The organism is Synechocystis sp. LKSZ1 (genome assembly GCF_040436315.1).
GTDB lineage: Bacteria > Cyanobacteriota > Cyanobacteriia > Cyanobacteriales > Microcystaceae > Synechocystis.
On sequence record NZ_AP031572.1, the window covers coordinates 3,528,456 to 3,544,626 of the forward strand.

Consider the following 16,171-nt stretch of genomic DNA (forward strand, 5'->3'; position numbering starts at 1 on the left):
CTCACCAGGGCTTAGCGGGCCGTGGCCAAGGGAATCTGAGTCGGTTTCTGGAGACGAATCACCTCTGCTTCATTGCTTTCCCGAGCGACCCGCACCAGTAGGCCCGCCAAGATCAAGCTTGCTAGACAGGAACTGCCACCGTAGCTAAAGAACGGTAGGGGTAAACCGGTGGTGGGCAGGGCTCCACTGGCCACGCCAATATTCAATAGAGATTGACCTACCAGTACAATGACAGCACCCATGGCGATCAATCGCTTCACCCGATGACGACAGCGCATCGCCACCCGCAGGCCAATGGTGGCATAGAGTAGGAGAAACGCTAAAAATACAAGACAACCAATCAGGCCCAATTCCTCGGCAAACACGGAGAAAATAAAATCGGTGGTTTGAATTGGCAGATAGAATAGCTTCTGTTGGGACAGGCCATAGCCCGTACCTGTTACCCCTCCTGACGCAATAGCATAAAGACTTTGTACCAGTTGGTAGCCATTCCCCATTGGATCCGCAAAGGGATTCATAAAGGAGGTAATCCGCTCCCGTTGGTATTCTCGAAAGGCAATACTCGTCACCGCAGCCAAACAGCCTAGTGTCGCCGTTGTGCCGAGATAAACAAGTGGTAGCCCAGAAGAGAGCGCAACTAGCCAGAGGGTAATACCGCAGAGGGCTGTCGTACTTAAGTTGGGTTGGAGCAGAATGCCTGCTAAGGTCAGGCAGAAAATGCCAACCCAGAAGGCTCTAACCCGGACAGGTAAACGGGGCCAATTGCCGAAAATATGAGCACTCTGCAGCACCAGACAGGGCTTCATAAACTCGGAGGGCTGTAATAAAAAAGGCCCAAGGGCAATCCAACGTTTAGCCCCATTAATTTCTGTCCCCAGGCCAGTTTTAGTGGAAATGATCAACCCTAAAAAGAGCAAGAGAAACCAAGGGGCTAAGCCAAGAACATCAACCAGGGGCCGTCGCACCAAAAAATTAAAAGCCAGGAGACCCACCCAAAAGTAGGCCGCTTGTTTCCAAACGATAGAAAAACCATTGCCGCTATTTTCGAGACCTTCCGGGTAGGACGCCGAAAAAAGAACGATCAGGCCAACAAGCATCCAGGCAAAGGTGAGGGTGCGGAGGAGACGCGCTTCACCGGCCCAACTGTTGACTGTTGGATCATAAATAGGAATTAGATAACGGAGAATGGTGCCAAATTTCAGCAAGGGCGTTCAACGGGTTCCTAGACCATAACTCTGAAGCAAAAATTTCCTCTGAAGTTCCCTAGACCTTAGAAATGGCTGAATTCCCCCATTCTTAGGCGATTTCCCCAGAGGAAAAGGCCATCTACACTGCAGCTAACTGGGGTTCAGGACGTTTGCTGTTCCGCACGCCTTCAATCGCAGTGGTGTAGTCCGGTGCGTTGAAAACCGCTGAACCGGCCACAATGGCATTGGCCCCCGCTTCTAGCACTTGCCAGGTATTGGCGGGCTTGAGGCCACCGTCCACTTCAATCCAAGGATCTAAGCCTCGCTCATCACACATCTGACGAAGCTTACGAATTTTTGGTAACACTTCGGGAATAAAGCTCTGGCCCCCGAACCCTGGGTTCACACTCATGATCAGTACCAGGTCACAGACGGGCAAAACGTATTCAATTAAATCCAACGGTGTTGAGGGATTGAGCACCACACCGGACTGTTTTCCGAGCTCGCGAATCTGACACAGAGTGCGGTGGAGGTGGGGAGAGGCGTTGTGTTCTGCGTGTACCGAAATAATATCGGCGCCAGCCTTCGCAAAATCTGCGACGTATTTTTCCGGCTCTACAATCATCAAGTGGACATCAAGGGGCTTTTGCGTGTAAGGGCGGATGGCACTGACAATCAGAGGGCCAATGGTGATGTTGGGAACAAAGCGTCCATCCATCACATCAACATGAATCCAATCGGCCCCAGCCCGATCCACGGTCTGGATTTCTTCACCAAGACGGCTAAAGTCGGCAGACAAAATAGAGGGCGCAACGACAATCGGTTTCTGGGACATGGCAGAATATCGGAGGATAAGGCTTGGAAATTGAATTTAGTGTAAACAATTACGGTCATTTCCGTAACCCCTGGCGACTGGGGCCTAATTTTTGATGGTTCTCCCCCAAGACAATGGTTGTTGAAACGTGCCCCGGTGGCGTTAACTTAAGCTTGAGGGCAGAGGCTCCCCCTGTATCATAGGAAATAGCAAGGGCCTATTTGGGTTTAGAGAGCTTATCCCGATCAACATCCCTTGAGCGCTCAAACTATTCAGGGTTTCCCATGATTTCCGCTGAGTCCCATCCGTTGCCAGATCAAAACCAGCGCTGGCATAGCTACAGCAGTGAGAAAACTGTAGAAATTTTAGCCAGCGATCCTCAGCAGGGCCTCGATCAAGCGGAACTCCAGCAACGACAACAACACTACGGCAAAAACGAACTGGTCGAAGGGGCCAAGCGCAGTAACGGGGAAATTTTCCTGGACCAATTCCAGAATGTCATGCTGTTGATGCTGATCGCGGTGGCCTTGATCTCTGGTCTGCTAGACCTCTGGCAAATCCACAGCGGCCGTGGGGCCAGTATGGGATTCCCCTTTAAAGATACCATTGCCATTTTTGCGATTGTGCTCCTTAACGGCGTCCTCGGTTATCTCCAGGAAAGCCGAGCCGAAAAGGCCCTAGCGGCCCTGAAGCGATTGGCGGCTCCTAAGGTGCAGGTGATTCGAGAGGGTCAGCGTCAGGAAGTGGAGGCCCCTAGCCTCGTTCCGGGAGACATCATGCTCTTAGAAGCGGGAAGTCAGCTCTGTGCCGATGGCCAATTGCTAGAGGCGGCGAATTTATACCTACGGGAATCGGCCCTGACCGGAGAGGCCCAGGCTGTGGTCAAGGTTCCCCATGCCGAAGGTTGGCCGGCCGATACCCCCGTGGGAGACCGCCAAAATATGGTCTTTATGGGCACTGAAGTCATTCAAGGCCGGGGCAAGGCTATTGTCACAAGTACTGGAATGAGTACTGAACTGGGGCGAATTGCCCAGATGCTTCAGGAAGTTAAAAATGAACCCACGCCTCTCCAGCGACGCATGGCCGACCTGGGTAATGTGTTAGTCAGTGCTTCTCTCATCCTAGTGGCCCTGGTGGTGACGCTGGGGGTAGCCCAAAAGGGCTGGGGCATGCTCCAACAGTTGGTGGAAATTTCCCTGAGTATGGCCGTTGCAGTGGTGCCCGAGGGCCTGCCTGCTGTGATTACGGTGACCTTGGCCCTGGGGACTCAACGGATGGTGCGACGCAATGCCCTGATTCGCAAGCTCCCTGCCGTCGAAACCCTCGGCTCTGTCAATGTCATTTGCTCCGATAAAACCGGCACCTTAACCCAGAACAAAATGGTGGTGCAGGAGCTACAAACCCTAGAGCATCAATTACAGGTCACTGGGGACGGCTATGCTCCTGAGGGGGACTTTAAAACCCTACAGGGAGAAACTATTTCACCCACTCAATGCTTACCCTTTTCCCTGCTCTTGCTGAGTGGTCTGCTCTGTAACGATGCTCACCTGAACTATAGCGGGCAGGAATGGGCCATTATGGGCGATCCTACAGAAGGGGCCCTCCTGGCGCTAGCGGGGAAAGCTGGTTTTCAGCAAGAGGCTCTACAATCCCGTTGGCCGAGGATGGGAGAGTTTCCCTTTTCGTCCGAGCGTAAACGCATGAGCGTTATTGTCGCAGTACCCTCCTCTTCCGATGTGCTGAGCTTGCTGCCCGCCTGTCAAGATGCTCCCTTTCTATTGATCACCAAAGGTTCTCCCGAACTTGTTCTGGCTAGTTGTTGTTATGGCCAACGGGAGACGGGAGTCCAGGCCTTAGAGCCGACCCTGAGACAAAACATCCTGAGGGCCAACGATACCATGGCCAGTCGAGGCCTACGGGTTCTAGGTTTGGCCTATCGACCCTTGCGTCAGATTCCAACCGCCGATAGCGAAACGGATATGGAAACAGACCTGGTCTGGCTCGGCCTGGTGGGAATGCTAGATGCCCCCCGCCCTGAGGTCAAGGCTGCCGTGGATAAATGCCTGGCGGCGGGGATTCGTACCATCATGATTACGGGAGACCATCAATTAACGGCGGCAGTCATCGCCAGGAGTCTCGACATCAATCCCCAGGGAGGGCCAGTTTTAACAGGAAAAGAATTGGATCAGCTTTCCCAGACCGACCTAGAAGCCAAGGTCGAACAAGTCAATATTTTTGCTCGGGTTTCTCCAGAACATAAGCTAAGGATTGTCAAGGCCCTGCAAAAGCGCAACTGTTTTGTGGCGATGACCGGCGATGGTGTTAATGATGCCCCGGCCTTGAAGCGGGCGGATATTGGCATCGCTATGGGGATTACCGGCACCGATGTCAGCAAAGAGGCCAGTGATATGGTGTTACTCGACGATAATTTCGCCACCATTGTCGCGGCTACCGAGGAGGGGCGTGTCGTCTACAGCAATATTCGCCATTTTATCAAGTACATTTTGGGCAGTAACATTGGCGAAGTGATCACCATTGCCGCCGCTCCGATTATTGGCCTGTCGGGGGTTCCCCTCACGCCGTTACAAATCCTGTGGATGAACCTGGTCACGGATGGTTTACCGGCCCTGGCCCTGGCAGTGGAACCCGGCGACCCCAATATTATGAACCGCCCGCCCTTTAGCCCGAAGGAAAGTATTTTTGCCCGGGGCCTGGGTTCCTACATCATTCGCATTGGCATTATTTTTTCGGTGATTACCATCAGTCTCATGGTCTGGTCTTACCATAGCGCCATTGATTCAGGCGCACCGGATAGTTGGAAAACCATGGTCTTTACAACGCTCTGTATCGCGCAGATGGGTCATGCCATTGCGGTACGTTCCAATAGCCGCCTTACCATTGAAATGAATCCCTTCAGTAATCCTTACCTATGGGGCTCTGTGATCGTCACCACTGTTTTGCAGTTAATGCTGATCTATGTGGAACCCCTGCGGAACTTTTTTGAAACAGATCTGCTAACTCCCCAGCAACTGCTGATCTGCTTGGGTTTTAGTAGCCTGATGTTTCTGTGGGTGGAAATGGAAAAAGTTGTGATCCGGTTCTACCATCAGTTCAGTAGCCGTCGGCAACCCTAGTCATTATGCTAGTCTCTAGCCCAGCCAAGCGCTACAATGCTCAACGATATCCCGGCATTTTGCTTTGAAATCCCTGCTGTCTTCCGAAAACCGATTTTTACTGATGCTGATAGGGGTCAGCACGCTGGTTTTGAGTCTAGCCAGTGTTAGTCGTCATCTTTTATTTCAGTCCAATGCCCTAGACCTCGGCTTTTTCGACCAGGTTACCTACTTGATCAGCGTTGACCAGCCGCCCATCACCACTTTTCAGGATTTGCATATTTTGGGGGATCACGCCGCCTTTATTTTTTACCCCCTGGGGCTTCTCTACCGTCTCTATCCCTCGGTCTATTGGCTTCTGGCAGTCCAGGCCCTGAGTTTATCCCTAGGGGCCTGGCCGAGTTACCATTTGGCTTGTCAGGCAGGGGTGAAACCAGCGCAGGCCAAAGCGATTGCGGTTGTTTATTTGCTCTACCCCCTTATCTTTAACGTTAACCTGTTTGACTTTCATCCCGAAGTGATCGCGCTACCAGCAATACTCTGGGCCGTCTGGGCGGCTAGGGAGCAAACGTTAACGCAATTTATCGGGGCTATTATCTTAGTTCTGAGTTGTAAGGCAGTCTTATCCCTGACGGTGATCTTTTTAGGGCTTTGGTTACTTATCTGGCAACGGCGCAGACTCTACGGTGCTATTGCCCTAGGTTCTGGCGCGTTTTGGTTCATTTTCACGACCCAATGGCTTATTCCCCACTTCAAAGGTGGTGAGGTGGCCGCCGTGGGCCGCTACGATTTTTTAGGTAGTTCGGTTCTGGAAATTGCCGTCAATTTGTTGCTAAAACCCCAACTTGTCCTGGGCCATCTCTTCACTGGGGCCAACTTCATTTATCTGCTACTGCTAATAGCTCCTTTGCTCTGGGGCCTGACTTGGCGACATCTGGATCCCCTGATCCCGGCCTTGCCGGCCCTGGGCTTAAACCTGTTGACGGATCATCTGCCCCAAAAAGACCTGGTTCATCAATATTCCATTGCCATTTTTCCCTTTTTACTGATTGCTGTGATTGATAGTTTGGCCCATCAACGGGCTTGGCTTCAGCGGCCCCGTTGGATTCTGCTCTGGGCCTTGGTGGCGTTTCTGGCTTTGGCCAAGTTTGGTTATTTTACGTCTCTCTACCTGCAAAACCTGGACACCTGGCAGGCCTCGCGTCAGGCCATCCAGCAAGTCAGAACCTCTGGGGGCGTCCTCACAACGGCTACCTTGGCCCCGCACCTGAGCCATCGTGTTCTGATTAAACTAGCTATTAATGGAGCTGAAACCCTTGATTTGGGCCAGTTTGACTATGTTGTCCTGAATCAACGCCATCCGGGCTGGGAGATTGAGCCTGGCCTTTTGCCCCGACTCCGAGAGAGCCTCAGCCAACGGCACGATTTCCAGCTTCGTTACCAGCAAGATGAGGTGGTAGTTTTTCAAAAGCAGTCGCTTCAGACTGGGGAGCGTCAATCCTAATGGCTGGGTTATTTCCCCTGAATACCCGTTTGCCTGTAGCCCTCTGGAAAGCGGTGGGGGTCAGTTTTATGATTCTTTTAGGGGCCAGCTCTCTAAGGCATCTGCTCTATCATTCCACCGCTTGGGATTTGGGTATTTTTGACCAGGCTATCTATCTGATTAGCCAGGGCCAGCCACCGATTTCCTCTTTTCTCCAGGGCCACATTTTAGGAGACCACGCCGCTTTTATTTTTTATCCTCTGGCCCTGCTGTATTGGGTTTATCCCAGTGTCTATTGGTTGCTGGGACTCCAGGCTTTCGCCTTAGCCCTGGGAGCTGTTCCCTGCTATGGGTTAGCGCGTCAGGCGGGTCTTAGCTGTGGTCTGGCCCTGACCCTGGCTTATGTCTACCTGCTCTATCCTCTGGTTTTCAATCTCAATCTATTTGATTTTCACCCGGATGCATTGGCCCTGCCGGCCCTGTTGGGGGCTATCTGGGCCGCACGGGCCCGGCGACCGTTGGTGTTTACCCTGTTGTTGGTGTTGATCTGTAGCTGTAAAGCGGTATTGGCCTTGGCTGTCGTTGGCTTGGGAGCCTGGTTGGGATTGGAGAAACGTTGGCCCTATGCCGGAATTGCCCTGGGATTGGGGATTATCTGGTTTGGCCTAGCTACGCAGATTATCATTCCCTACTTTAGTCAGAATCCCGAATCAATTAGCCGCCACCTCTCCCGCTACGGCTACCTGGGGGCCTCCTTTACCGAGATTGCGGCCAATCTTCTATTCAAACCCTGGTTATTTTTGGGCGGTCTCTTCAATGGCCCTAATCTAGGCTACTGCCTTCTGCTGGTGCTACCACTCCTCTGGGGCCTACACCCCCACCAGGGCCTGGCCCTCGTTGCTTTGCTGCCTTTTCTGCTGATGAATCTGTTGTCCCAAGACCCCAGTCAAAAAGATTTATTGCATCAATACTCGTTGCCCATGCTGCCCTTTCTCTTGGTGATAGTGATCGATAGTTTAGCGGCCCAAACAGCCTGGATTCGTAGCCGTCGTTGGATTCTGGTCTGGAGTCTGGTGTGTTTTTTGGCCCTGGCCAAAATAGGTTACTTTTGGGAGCGTTATCTGACAACCTGGGATACTTGGCAGGCCACGCAAACGGCCATCGCGAAAATTACCCCCACTGGCAGTGTTTTAACGAATGCTAATATAGCCCCCCACCTAACCCATCGACCCATGGTGCAGTTGATTATCCCCGGTGCAGAAAAGCTCGACTTGACGACCTTTGACTATATTTTGTTAAATCAACGCCATCCCGGTCAGGACAGTTCTCCAGAAGTGGTTCAGGCCCTTATCGCAGCGATTCAGGAGAATGGCCATTTTCAAACCCAGTTTCAGCAAGATGGGGTCATGCTCTTCACCCAGCCGACTGCGCCCCTAGCCTTGGATTCAGTCAATCCTTAGCAGCAACCCATGGCTTAGGTTAATCCCCCTAAACGAATTCCGGCCCCTAGAATGACGAACAACACCGCCAAGGTAGTCACCCCGATAATGTGATAGGCCAGGGCCTGGAGAGTTTCCTGGGTTAAGTTAGGAATGATAAAGAAGCGGGCATGAATGGCCAGGGCCAGCGTTCCCAGCAGTAGCAAGAGCTTGAGGCCGATATAGGTCGATAGGTAGGACTCAAAGGCCCAGAAGCTCTGGAAGCCAGGAAAATAGATCCAAGTCAGACCCAAACCTGTGATCACCTGGAGTAATAGGGCCGCCAGGCCTAAGTTCTCGAAGTGTTCTTCAAACTGATGGATGCGGTCAGGGTCACGATTTTTCAAGGCCCCCGGTAAAACCATCATCGCCAGGACGAGGTGGCCGCCCGTCCAGACAGTGGATCCTAAGGTGTGCAGAATAACCAGAAGTTTGAACAGCATAAAGATTAATGACCCAGCATTATTAATCAGGATATGTCACGATTTGTGAATTTATTGTGATGGATTAGGCTAGAATGACTCTCTTTTGTAAGAATAAATACAGAAAATGTCTGGCCCTTCGCCCTCATTTTCCCGAAGGGAAAGCATTGTCCAGAAATCCCCATAGATTGTGTCCCTGGCAGGAGATGGAAGCCTGTCTACGATCTTCCTAAGCATCAGTCAACCCTTATGACTTGTGGGTATGGAACGAGGGGAACAGGAAAATATTCGAGGAATATGGAGTACTGACCATGCCGACCGACTCCCCCATTGACTGGGATGAAATGTTTGAGTATTTACCCGGAACAATGGTAGAACTCAAGGCTAAGCCAGGGGTCTTATATCAAATTGATTGCTACGAAACCATCATGGTACCGCCCATTTGGTTGGTGGATGATCCTCGACCACGCTACCCCCACGAGATGCGAATTGTCTCGCGCCAGCAGGTTCAGGCCTGTCAATTAGAGCTACAATCACTGCTCCCATAGGCTTTCCTCGCGTTCACTTTTCTTGCGCTCGAATAAACGGCAGTTTGGGAGATAGAAAAAAACCGACTAAACTCGCAAACAAAATGGGCGCAAAGGGAGTGAAGCCAGTCAATTTGCTGAGCAACAGAGTTGTACTAATTGGAGTGCGTGTTACCGCAGCGTTTAAGGCTGCCATGGTGGTAATCATTGAGAGTACCGGATGTACCCCAGGTATAAGCAGAGATAGAGCTTTACCGATACAGGCTCCAGTAAAAAAGAGGGGAATGATAAATCCGCCGCGCCATTCTCCGTTCACGGTAGTTGCTATCGCTAACATTTTTGCACCCGCTAAAAGTAGTAGGGCAAAGGCTGTTGCATTCTGTTCCAAAACTAGATTCAGTTCTTCATGCCCAAAGTAGCGTGTGAGTGGACACAAGATAGCCAGAACCCCCAGGATCAAGCCAGCCAAAGTTGTTCGGACATAAACTGGGCCAGGAATTTGCTGAAATAGCCATTGACATCGCTTGAAAATTCCGATGAAAATCCAGGCGGCGAGCGCCCCAAGAATCCCACATCCCATTGCCCAAACAAAATCATTGATGTCATGGATTAGATACTGAGGAAACTGCCAGGTTGGCCCAATTCCTAAACGTGTGATCCAGACAAACACTAGGTAGCTTGCGCAACTTGACACAATTGCCGGCAAAATTGCCTCATAATATTCGACTACATGCTGATGATGCAGGATTTCTAGTGCAAAGAAAGCACCTCCTAACGGTGCCCCAAACAATGCAGTGAAGCCGGCTGCCATGCCTGCCAAGCTAAGGGAGCGCAGGTCTTCTCCTTCTAGCTGCAACCGATCTGCAATCCAGGTACCAAAGGAACCCGTTACTTGTACCATTGGGGCTTCAGGGCCTAAACTACCTCCGGCGGAAATGCTTAGCAGTGAAGTCAGAAGCATAGCCGGATTTTCGTGAGTATCAATTCGTCCGCCCCGAGAATGGATATTATCTACGATCAAGCCAATCTCACCGGGTTGCCCCAATCGATGAATGACTAATCCGATCAACAGTCCGGCGCAAGGCATGATGACCAGGAGACTCAGACTGTGAAGCGCTCGCACAAACTCAGTGAGTCGCTCTAAAACCGTCCAATATAGACCCGCAAACAGCCCACACCCAATCCCAATCATCACCCAGTAAATAATCTGACGCGATAGATTCAGCCGCTGATGGATCACCAAAGAACGGAGGCAACGACTCAACCTCTCGAACAGGCGGAAACGAACATGTTGATGAGTCAAGATAAATTCAGAGTTGAATGAAGAGGTTTAGTAACTGGTGTATTGCACTATAACCAGTGTTTGGGATAGGTTCTTTCTTCTGCTAGATTATTGAAGATAACAGCACACAAGACTAAAAGCATTGACCCCTCAAAGGTTGGTGTCATGATAAACTGCCAGTCTGGTTTGGTCATCATGACTACCAAGGCAACAGCTCCCGAAGGAGGATGTACGGTTCCAGTTAATTGCATGATGCCAATAGCTAGCGAAACGGCCATTCCCATCGCCATCGGTGAAGAACCGAAAAAATGCAAAATCGTCAGACTCACCAAGGCCGCCAAGAAATTGCCACCAATAACATTACGGGGTTGTGCTAAAGGGCTATCGGGAACACCAAAGATCAAAACGCTAGTGGCACCAAAAGGGGCCATCAAAAAGGGAGAGTTCGTTTTTACTGTCAGATAAGCGCAGATGGAGATCGCCAGAAAACTGCCGAACCAACTCCAAAAAATGTGACGATGATGAGGCTTCTCAATTGCGCAAGTTAAAGGGCAAGAGCGCCATCGGTGGAAGGTTTTGAACCAATAGTTTTCCCATTTCGAGCGGGCTTTCCTGTAGTTAAGCATGAAGGATTAGGCACTCCTAAAAATACTGCTAAAGCATTGACATGTACTGTAGTGAACGATAATCATCAAGCTCAGTGAAGATGAGCAACCTACAATTGAGGCGATAAGCGGCTCCATGGGAGAGAGTCATTGCCCCACAAAAGTTAAGATAGCATGACATTTCGCCAAAAAATAGAAAAAAGTAGCTTACTACACAGTATTTTGCTAGAGCGTAGACTTGTATTAAATCAGCGGTTGATAAACGAAGGGTCGCCCTAAGCCTTTTTGTGGGACAGTTCAGGGTAGCTCTGGAAAAAGAAAGGATTCAGAGAAAAGAAAATCTTTTAGCGAAAAAACGGAAGAAAAAGGTAGGGTTTTCCGCCAACGAGGGAAAATTCTAGGCTAAGGTGCCTAATGCTAAAATTAGCAAGCTTTTTGATTCACCCCCCATCGGGTCATCTACTCCTGTCACGCATTTCATACCGCCTCAACCCAGCATGTTATCCGTGAATCATGAACCCTATCAAGTCCTTCTGATTGAAGATGAATTAGCGATGGCTGAGTGGATGCACGGCCTGCTTATGGTGTCTCCCTGCCGTGTGACCCCGAGGGAACAGTGTTTTAGTTGGAGGTGTGTGGCTTCCTTGGTTGAGGCAAACCACTATCTCGAAGCCCAGGCGGTGGATATTGTGGTGCTGGATTTAGGCTTGCAGGGGCCGGAGCAGACGGGGGGCCTAGGCATCTTAAGCCAACTGCGGGAACAACTGCCCACAACGGCCCTGGTGGTCTATACCAAAGATGATAATGAAACCTTGATTATTCAGGCTTTTCAGTACGGAGCTGATGGTTATCTCCGCCTGCAAACTCTGGATACGAATCTATTAACTTACGAACTGCTTTCAGCCAAGGAACGACAAAACTATCGCAGTAATTTGGCCCAGCAGCAAAACCTAGCCCGTCAAGAACAGGAATTTTTGGCCCTGGAATCCCTCGCCGCTTCTTCTACGAGCATCACAGCTCGTCTCTTTGGCTCCGAAACTATTCAAGAATACTTGCCGGAGATTTTTGCGGAGTTGAGTCAATCCTACGGTCAACTTCTGGACTTGGCCCTGGAGCAAAGAATTTACAAAGTTGACCATAATTTGTCAGAAGACCTGCGGATACTCGCCGATAAAATGGGATTTCTCAAGGCCAGTCCCCGCGATATTATTGAGCTCCACACCGTTACCCTGCGGGAAAAAAATCAGGATGTTCCCCTGGCTAAGGCCCAAGGTTATGTGACAGAGGGCCGACTGATGGTTCTAGAATTAATGGGCTACCTGGCCACTTTCTACCGAAAGTACTATATTGGCCTGAGTCGGCTTAATTTAACTACCAAATAATAATCCGATTCCGACGGTTTCCATGAATAAATATCTCCTCAAACTCTACATTACTGGCGACTCCATCCATTCCCAGCGGGCCATTGCCAATATTGTGCGCATCTGCCGAGAAGAACTCAATAACCAATACCAGGTGGAAATAATCGACGTTTTGGAACAACCCCATCGGGCCGAACAGGAGAAAGTGATGGTGACACCGACCCTGATCAAACAATTACCCCCGCCCCTACAACGCATTATTGGCGATATGTCCAACACTCAGCGGGTCTTGTTTGGGCTAGACTTACTTCCCAGTGAATTGGAACTTAATGCCTAGGATTTTGGATAATCAGCAGGGAAAAATAGGACAACGTTAGCTCTGGATAGCCATCCAGGGGATGATAAATTTTTTCTCCGGGGGTCGAGGCCCGCTCCACCAACCAAGCCTGGCCCAGAAGCTCCCGGGCCGCCAGGATAGACCAAACCTGGCCGTAGACCAAACGCACCTTCATCAGCACGATGACATCAGCCCAGTCTAGGGCCTGCTCCAGTTCCTGGGGATGGTACAAAGCTGGTAAAACCGCCAACCGTTGGTCTTGCATCGTCAAGGGGAGGCCTAGAACCGAGGCCGCCACCATGGGAGAACTGACCCCTGGAATTCGTTGAATCAAGACTTCTGGATGCTGGGCCTGGAGGGTTTGGGCCAGGTAGGTAAAAGTACTATAAAAACTAATATCTCCTTCACAGGCAAAGGCCACATCCCGGCCCTGCCGTAGGTAATCCCAAACGGTCGCCGCTGCCCTCTGCCAGGCCTGGGCCAACACATCGGTGTCTAGAACATAGGGAAAAGTCAAGGCCAGGGTAATTTGTTCAGGTTGTAGGTAGGGCCGAATAATCTCTTCCGCAATACCGGGTTGGCCCCGTAAACCCGCCGGAAAGGCGACAACGGGAACACGCTGTAAACAGTTGAGGGCCTTGAGGGTGAGCAATTCCGGATCGCCCGTCCCCACACTCACTCCCCAGAGGATGCCCAGTTTTTGCATTGACCACTCTCAGTTCACCATCGATACTCTACTATGGGAGGGCCCTCCCCATTTCTCGTCCTACCGTGGAACTACGACAGGTTATTATTGCCCACAAGGCCGGCCATCCCCAAAGCAAAGCCTACGCCGAGCGTTGTGCCAAAGAACTCGAAGCACTGAATTGCAAAGTTCTGATGGGCCCCAGTGGCTACAAAGATAACCCCTATCCCGTATTTCTGGCCTCGGCGAACGAAAAGATTGACCTGGCCCTCGTCCTGGGGGGCGATGGCACTATTCTAGCGGCGGCTCGACAATTAGCCCCGGAAAAAATTCCGATTCTTGCGGTTAACGTGGGGGGCCATCTGGGCTTTCTGACGGAACCCCTAGACCTATTTCAGGATACAGCGGCAGTGTGGGAGCGCCTACTCCAGGATCGCTACGCGGTTCTCCAACGCATGACCCTCGAAGCGGGCCTCTACGAAGGGTCTAAGGAAAATCCCCACCTCGTCAGTGAACGTTTCCATTGTCTCAATGAAATGTGCATCAAGCCCGCCAGCATTGACCGAATGCCCACCGCCACCATTGAGATCGAAATTGACGGGGAATTGGTGGATCAATACCAGTGTGATGGTCTACTCGTGGCGACACCGACGGGATCCACCTGCTATACGGCTTCGGCCAATGGCCCGATCCTCCACCCCGGCATGGATGCCATTATCGTTACCCCCATTTGCCCCCTCAGCCTTTCAAGTCGGCCGATCGTGATTCCCCCCGGTTCTACCGTCAATGTTTGGCCCCTGGGAGACTACGAACTCAACACCAAACTCTGGACTGATGGTTCCTTAGCTACCGGCATTTGGCCGGGCCAACGGGTGGGTATTCGTATGGCCCATGAACCGGCCCAGTTTATTCTTCTGCGGGAACATTACTCCTTTTATCACACCCTGCGGGATAAATTGCAGTGGGCGGGGGCCCGCATCCATTTGGAAAATAATCACACTAATTAACTTGTAGGGCGTCGCCAACTTAAGTATCACACTACTTTAAAGTAGTAGAGGTTGTGGGTTCGGGTCCTGCCGCTCTGATTGCAAACAATTTAATAGCTGATTTAGATTAACTTAGGATACACTTTCATGGTTGCCAAACTAGCCTATCATGCCTTTAAATCAGGTGCCTTGGTTTGAATTTACTTTAATTAACTGCTAAAACAATGAGTCTTTGCATTAATCCAGATTGTGAGAAGTCAAAAAATCAAGAAGATCAAGGTCTGCGCTTATTTTGCACAGGTTGTGGCTCAAGCCTTCTAATTAATGATCTCTACCGTGTGATTCAATATCTAGGGGGCGGTGGCTTTGGGATCACTTATTTAGTAGATGATTGTGGAAAAAAGAAAGTCTTAAAAATTCTTCATAATACTGACCCTAAAGCGATCTCCTTGTTCGATCAAGAAGCCCGTGTCCTTCAAGGTTTAACTCATCCGGGGATTCCCTCTGTAGAAATAGGAGGACGATTTGACTATTTTCCACGAGGTGGTCAGGAACCCTTGCGATGTTTGGTGATGGAATATATTGAAGGGGAAACCATTGAAGACTATTTGTCCAAAAGAGATTATAGACCTATTTCAGAACAAGCGGCAGTACGTTGGTTACAGGAGTTGATAGAAATCCTGGCGTTAGTACATAGTGCAAACTATTTTCATCGAGATATTAAACCAGCCAATATTATGCTAAGGTCTTCTGGTCAAATTACTTTAATTGATTTTGGTACAGCACGAGAAGAAACCCAAACCTATTTACAAAAACTTTCTGGACAAGGCGTTACAGGAATTGTATCAGTTGGTTATACTCCCCATGAACAAGCACATGGCCATGCAGAATATCGCTCTGATTTTTTCTCAGTGGGTCGCACGTTTGTTTTTTTATTAACAGGAAAAACACCAGATCAGTTTCAAGATAGCTTAAAAAATGGCTTGATTTGGCAACAGGAAGCCCAAAGCTATCGCCAGGAATTAAGAGATTTAATAGATGAATTAATGCGTCCCGATGTCAATGATAGACCAATCAACGCCCAGGCTATTTTAGAGAAATTAAAATTATTGGTTGATTTTTATCAAACCCCAAAAACAGTCAAGGTCTTTAAATCGAATTCTTCCACAAACAGCATAAAACCGATAAAAAGTAGCAAGTTATTTTTGAATCGCCAAATAACGATCAATCTTGATTTATTATTGATTTTTTCCAGTCTGGCAACAGGAACCATTGGATTAACACTGGGTTTAATGATTCCATTTCGTAACGCTGTAAAAGTTCCAGTTCAGCCCCGATCTTCTCCTCCTCTTAAAGTTGCCCCTAAACCAACTCAACCCGCTAAGCCTAAAGCTACTACTCCTAAACCAACTCAACCCGCTAAACCTAAAGCTACTACCCCTAAACCAGCTCAGACCGACAAGCCCAAAACTATTCAACCGGCCAAGCTTAAAGCTACTACTCCTAAACCAGCTCGGACTACTGAACTTAAAGTTACTCAACCTGCTAAGCCTCAATCTACTACCCCTAAAGCAACTCAGCCTACTAAACCTGACGCTACTCCTCCTAAAGCGACTCAACCCGATAAACCTAAAGCTACCCCTAAACCTGAGTAAACAAATAGGGAATTTGATCCATCTTTGTTTACCACCGATATTCTTATTTTAGTTCTAATTAAAAAAGCTTCTTAAACTTGAGAAGAGGCTCCACTCCTGTTCACATGACAAAAAAGACCAAAAAGTTTATGAAACTTTTCAAATCGTGATTTTTATTTAGATTTTGCCAGTCGTTCTCCCAGAATAAGTCCGCTAGGATAAATTCAAGACCAAATGTTAGGGCAATCCTAGGGAGA

Annotated in this window: 14 protein-coding genes; 8 read left to right on the forward strand and 6 right to left on the reverse strand. The window is 49.7% G+C overall.

What is annotated here, in order from left to right:
* Positions 1-11: 11 nt before the first annotated feature.
* On the reverse strand, positions 12-1,205 hold the full coding sequence (locus ABXS88_RS15985) for an FtsW/RodA/SpoVE family cell cycle protein (protein ID WP_353673039.1): 1,194 nt from the start codon (positions 1,203-1,205) through the stop codon (positions 12-14).
* Positions 1,206-1,326: 121 nt separating this feature from the next.
* Complete coding sequence (gene rpe, locus ABXS88_RS15990) at positions 1,327-2,022, reverse strand: ribulose-phosphate 3-epimerase (protein WP_353673040.1); 696 nt, start codon at positions 2,020-2,022, stop codon at positions 1,327-1,329.
* A gap of 263 nt (positions 2,023-2,285) precedes the next feature.
* On the opposite strand from rpe, the gene ABXS88_RS15995 reads away from it, so the two are divergent.
* The 3 genes from ABXS88_RS15995 (at position 2,286) to ABXS88_RS16005 (ending at position 8,057) form a co-directional block, all read left to right on the forward strand.
* Positions 2,286-5,135, forward strand: coding sequence for a cation-translocating P-type ATPase (locus ABXS88_RS15995; protein ID WP_353673041.1), 2,850 nt, complete (start codon positions 2,286-2,288; stop codon positions 5,133-5,135).
* 64 nt (positions 5,136-5,199) lie between these two features.
* Positions 5,200-6,618: a DUF2079 domain-containing protein gene (locus ABXS88_RS16000; protein WP_353673042.1), complete on the forward strand. Its 1,419-nt coding sequence runs from the start codon at positions 5,200-5,202 to the stop codon at positions 6,616-6,618.
* A complete protein-coding gene (locus tag ABXS88_RS16005; protein ID WP_353673043.1) occupies positions 6,618-8,057 on the forward strand; it encodes a DUF2079 domain-containing protein in 1,440 nt (479 codons plus the stop codon). Before ABXS88_RS16000 ends, ABXS88_RS16005 begins: the two co-directional genes overlap by 1 nt.
* A gap of 14 nt (positions 8,058-8,071) precedes the next feature.
* On the opposite strand, the gene ABXS88_RS16010 is transcribed toward ABXS88_RS16005, so the two are convergent.
* Complete coding sequence (locus ABXS88_RS16010) at positions 8,072-8,518, reverse strand: CopD family protein (protein ID WP_353673044.1); 447 nt, start codon at positions 8,516-8,518, stop codon at positions 8,072-8,074.
* A 290-nt stretch (positions 8,519-8,808) separates the two neighbouring features.
* Between ABXS88_RS16010 and ABXS88_RS16015 the strand changes: the two genes are divergently transcribed.
* On the forward strand, positions 8,809-9,045 hold the full coding sequence (locus ABXS88_RS16015) for a hypothetical protein (protein WP_353673045.1): 237 nt from the start codon (positions 8,809-8,811) through the stop codon (positions 9,043-9,045).
* A gap of 13 nt (positions 9,046-9,058) precedes the next feature.
* On the opposite strand, the gene ABXS88_RS16020 is transcribed toward ABXS88_RS16015, so the two are convergent.
* Together ABXS88_RS16020 and ABXS88_RS16025 are read right to left on the reverse strand one after the other, a co-directional pair.
* On the reverse strand, positions 9,059-10,216 hold the full coding sequence (locus ABXS88_RS16020; protein WP_353674835.1) for a chloride channel protein: 1,158 nt from the start codon (positions 10,214-10,216) through the stop codon (positions 9,059-9,061).
* Between the two features lie 158 nt (positions 10,217-10,374).
* Positions 10,375-10,932 (reverse strand): HPP family protein, encoded by a 558-nt coding sequence (locus tag ABXS88_RS16025; RefSeq protein ID WP_353673046.1) that lies wholly within the window; start codon positions 10,930-10,932, stop codon positions 10,375-10,377.
* Between the two features lie 476 nt (positions 10,933-11,408).
* On the opposite strand from ABXS88_RS16025, the gene ABXS88_RS16030 reads away from it, so the two are divergent.
* Both ABXS88_RS16030 and ABXS88_RS16035 read left to right on the forward strand, forming a co-directional pair.
* Entirely contained in the window at positions 11,409-12,293 is an 885-nt protein-coding gene (locus ABXS88_RS16030; protein ID WP_353673047.1) for a response regulator, read from the forward strand.
* A gap of 22 nt (positions 12,294-12,315) precedes the next feature.
* A complete protein-coding gene (locus ABXS88_RS16035; protein WP_353673048.1) occupies positions 12,316-12,609 on the forward strand; it encodes a circadian clock KaiB family protein in 294 nt (97 codons plus the stop codon).
* On the opposite strand, the gene ABXS88_RS16040 is transcribed toward ABXS88_RS16035, so the two are convergent.
* The gene (locus ABXS88_RS16040) at positions 12,599-13,315 is read right to left on the reverse strand and encodes a precorrin-2 C(20)-methyltransferase (RefSeq protein WP_353673049.1); all 717 of its coding nucleotides are present in this window, start codon (positions 13,313-13,315) and stop codon (positions 12,599-12,601) included. The genes ABXS88_RS16035 and ABXS88_RS16040 overlap by 11 nt on opposite strands.
* A gap of 65 nt (positions 13,316-13,380) precedes the next feature.
* Here ABXS88_RS16040 and ABXS88_RS16045 point away from each other — a divergent pair, with 65 nt between their 5' ends.
* Both ABXS88_RS16045 and ABXS88_RS16050 read left to right on the forward strand, forming a co-directional pair.
* Positions 13,381-14,301 carry an NAD(+) kinase gene (locus tag ABXS88_RS16045; RefSeq protein ID WP_353673050.1) on the forward strand — a complete coding sequence of 307 codons (921 nt, stop codon included), beginning with the start codon at positions 13,381-13,383 and terminating at the stop codon, positions 14,299-14,301.
* A 203-nt stretch (positions 14,302-14,504) separates the two neighbouring features.
* Positions 14,505-15,935 carry a protein kinase gene (locus ABXS88_RS16050; protein WP_353673051.1) on the forward strand — a complete coding sequence of 477 codons (1,431 nt, stop codon included), beginning with the start codon at positions 14,505-14,507 and terminating at the stop codon, positions 15,933-15,935.
* Positions 15,936-16,171: the final 236 nt, after the last annotated feature.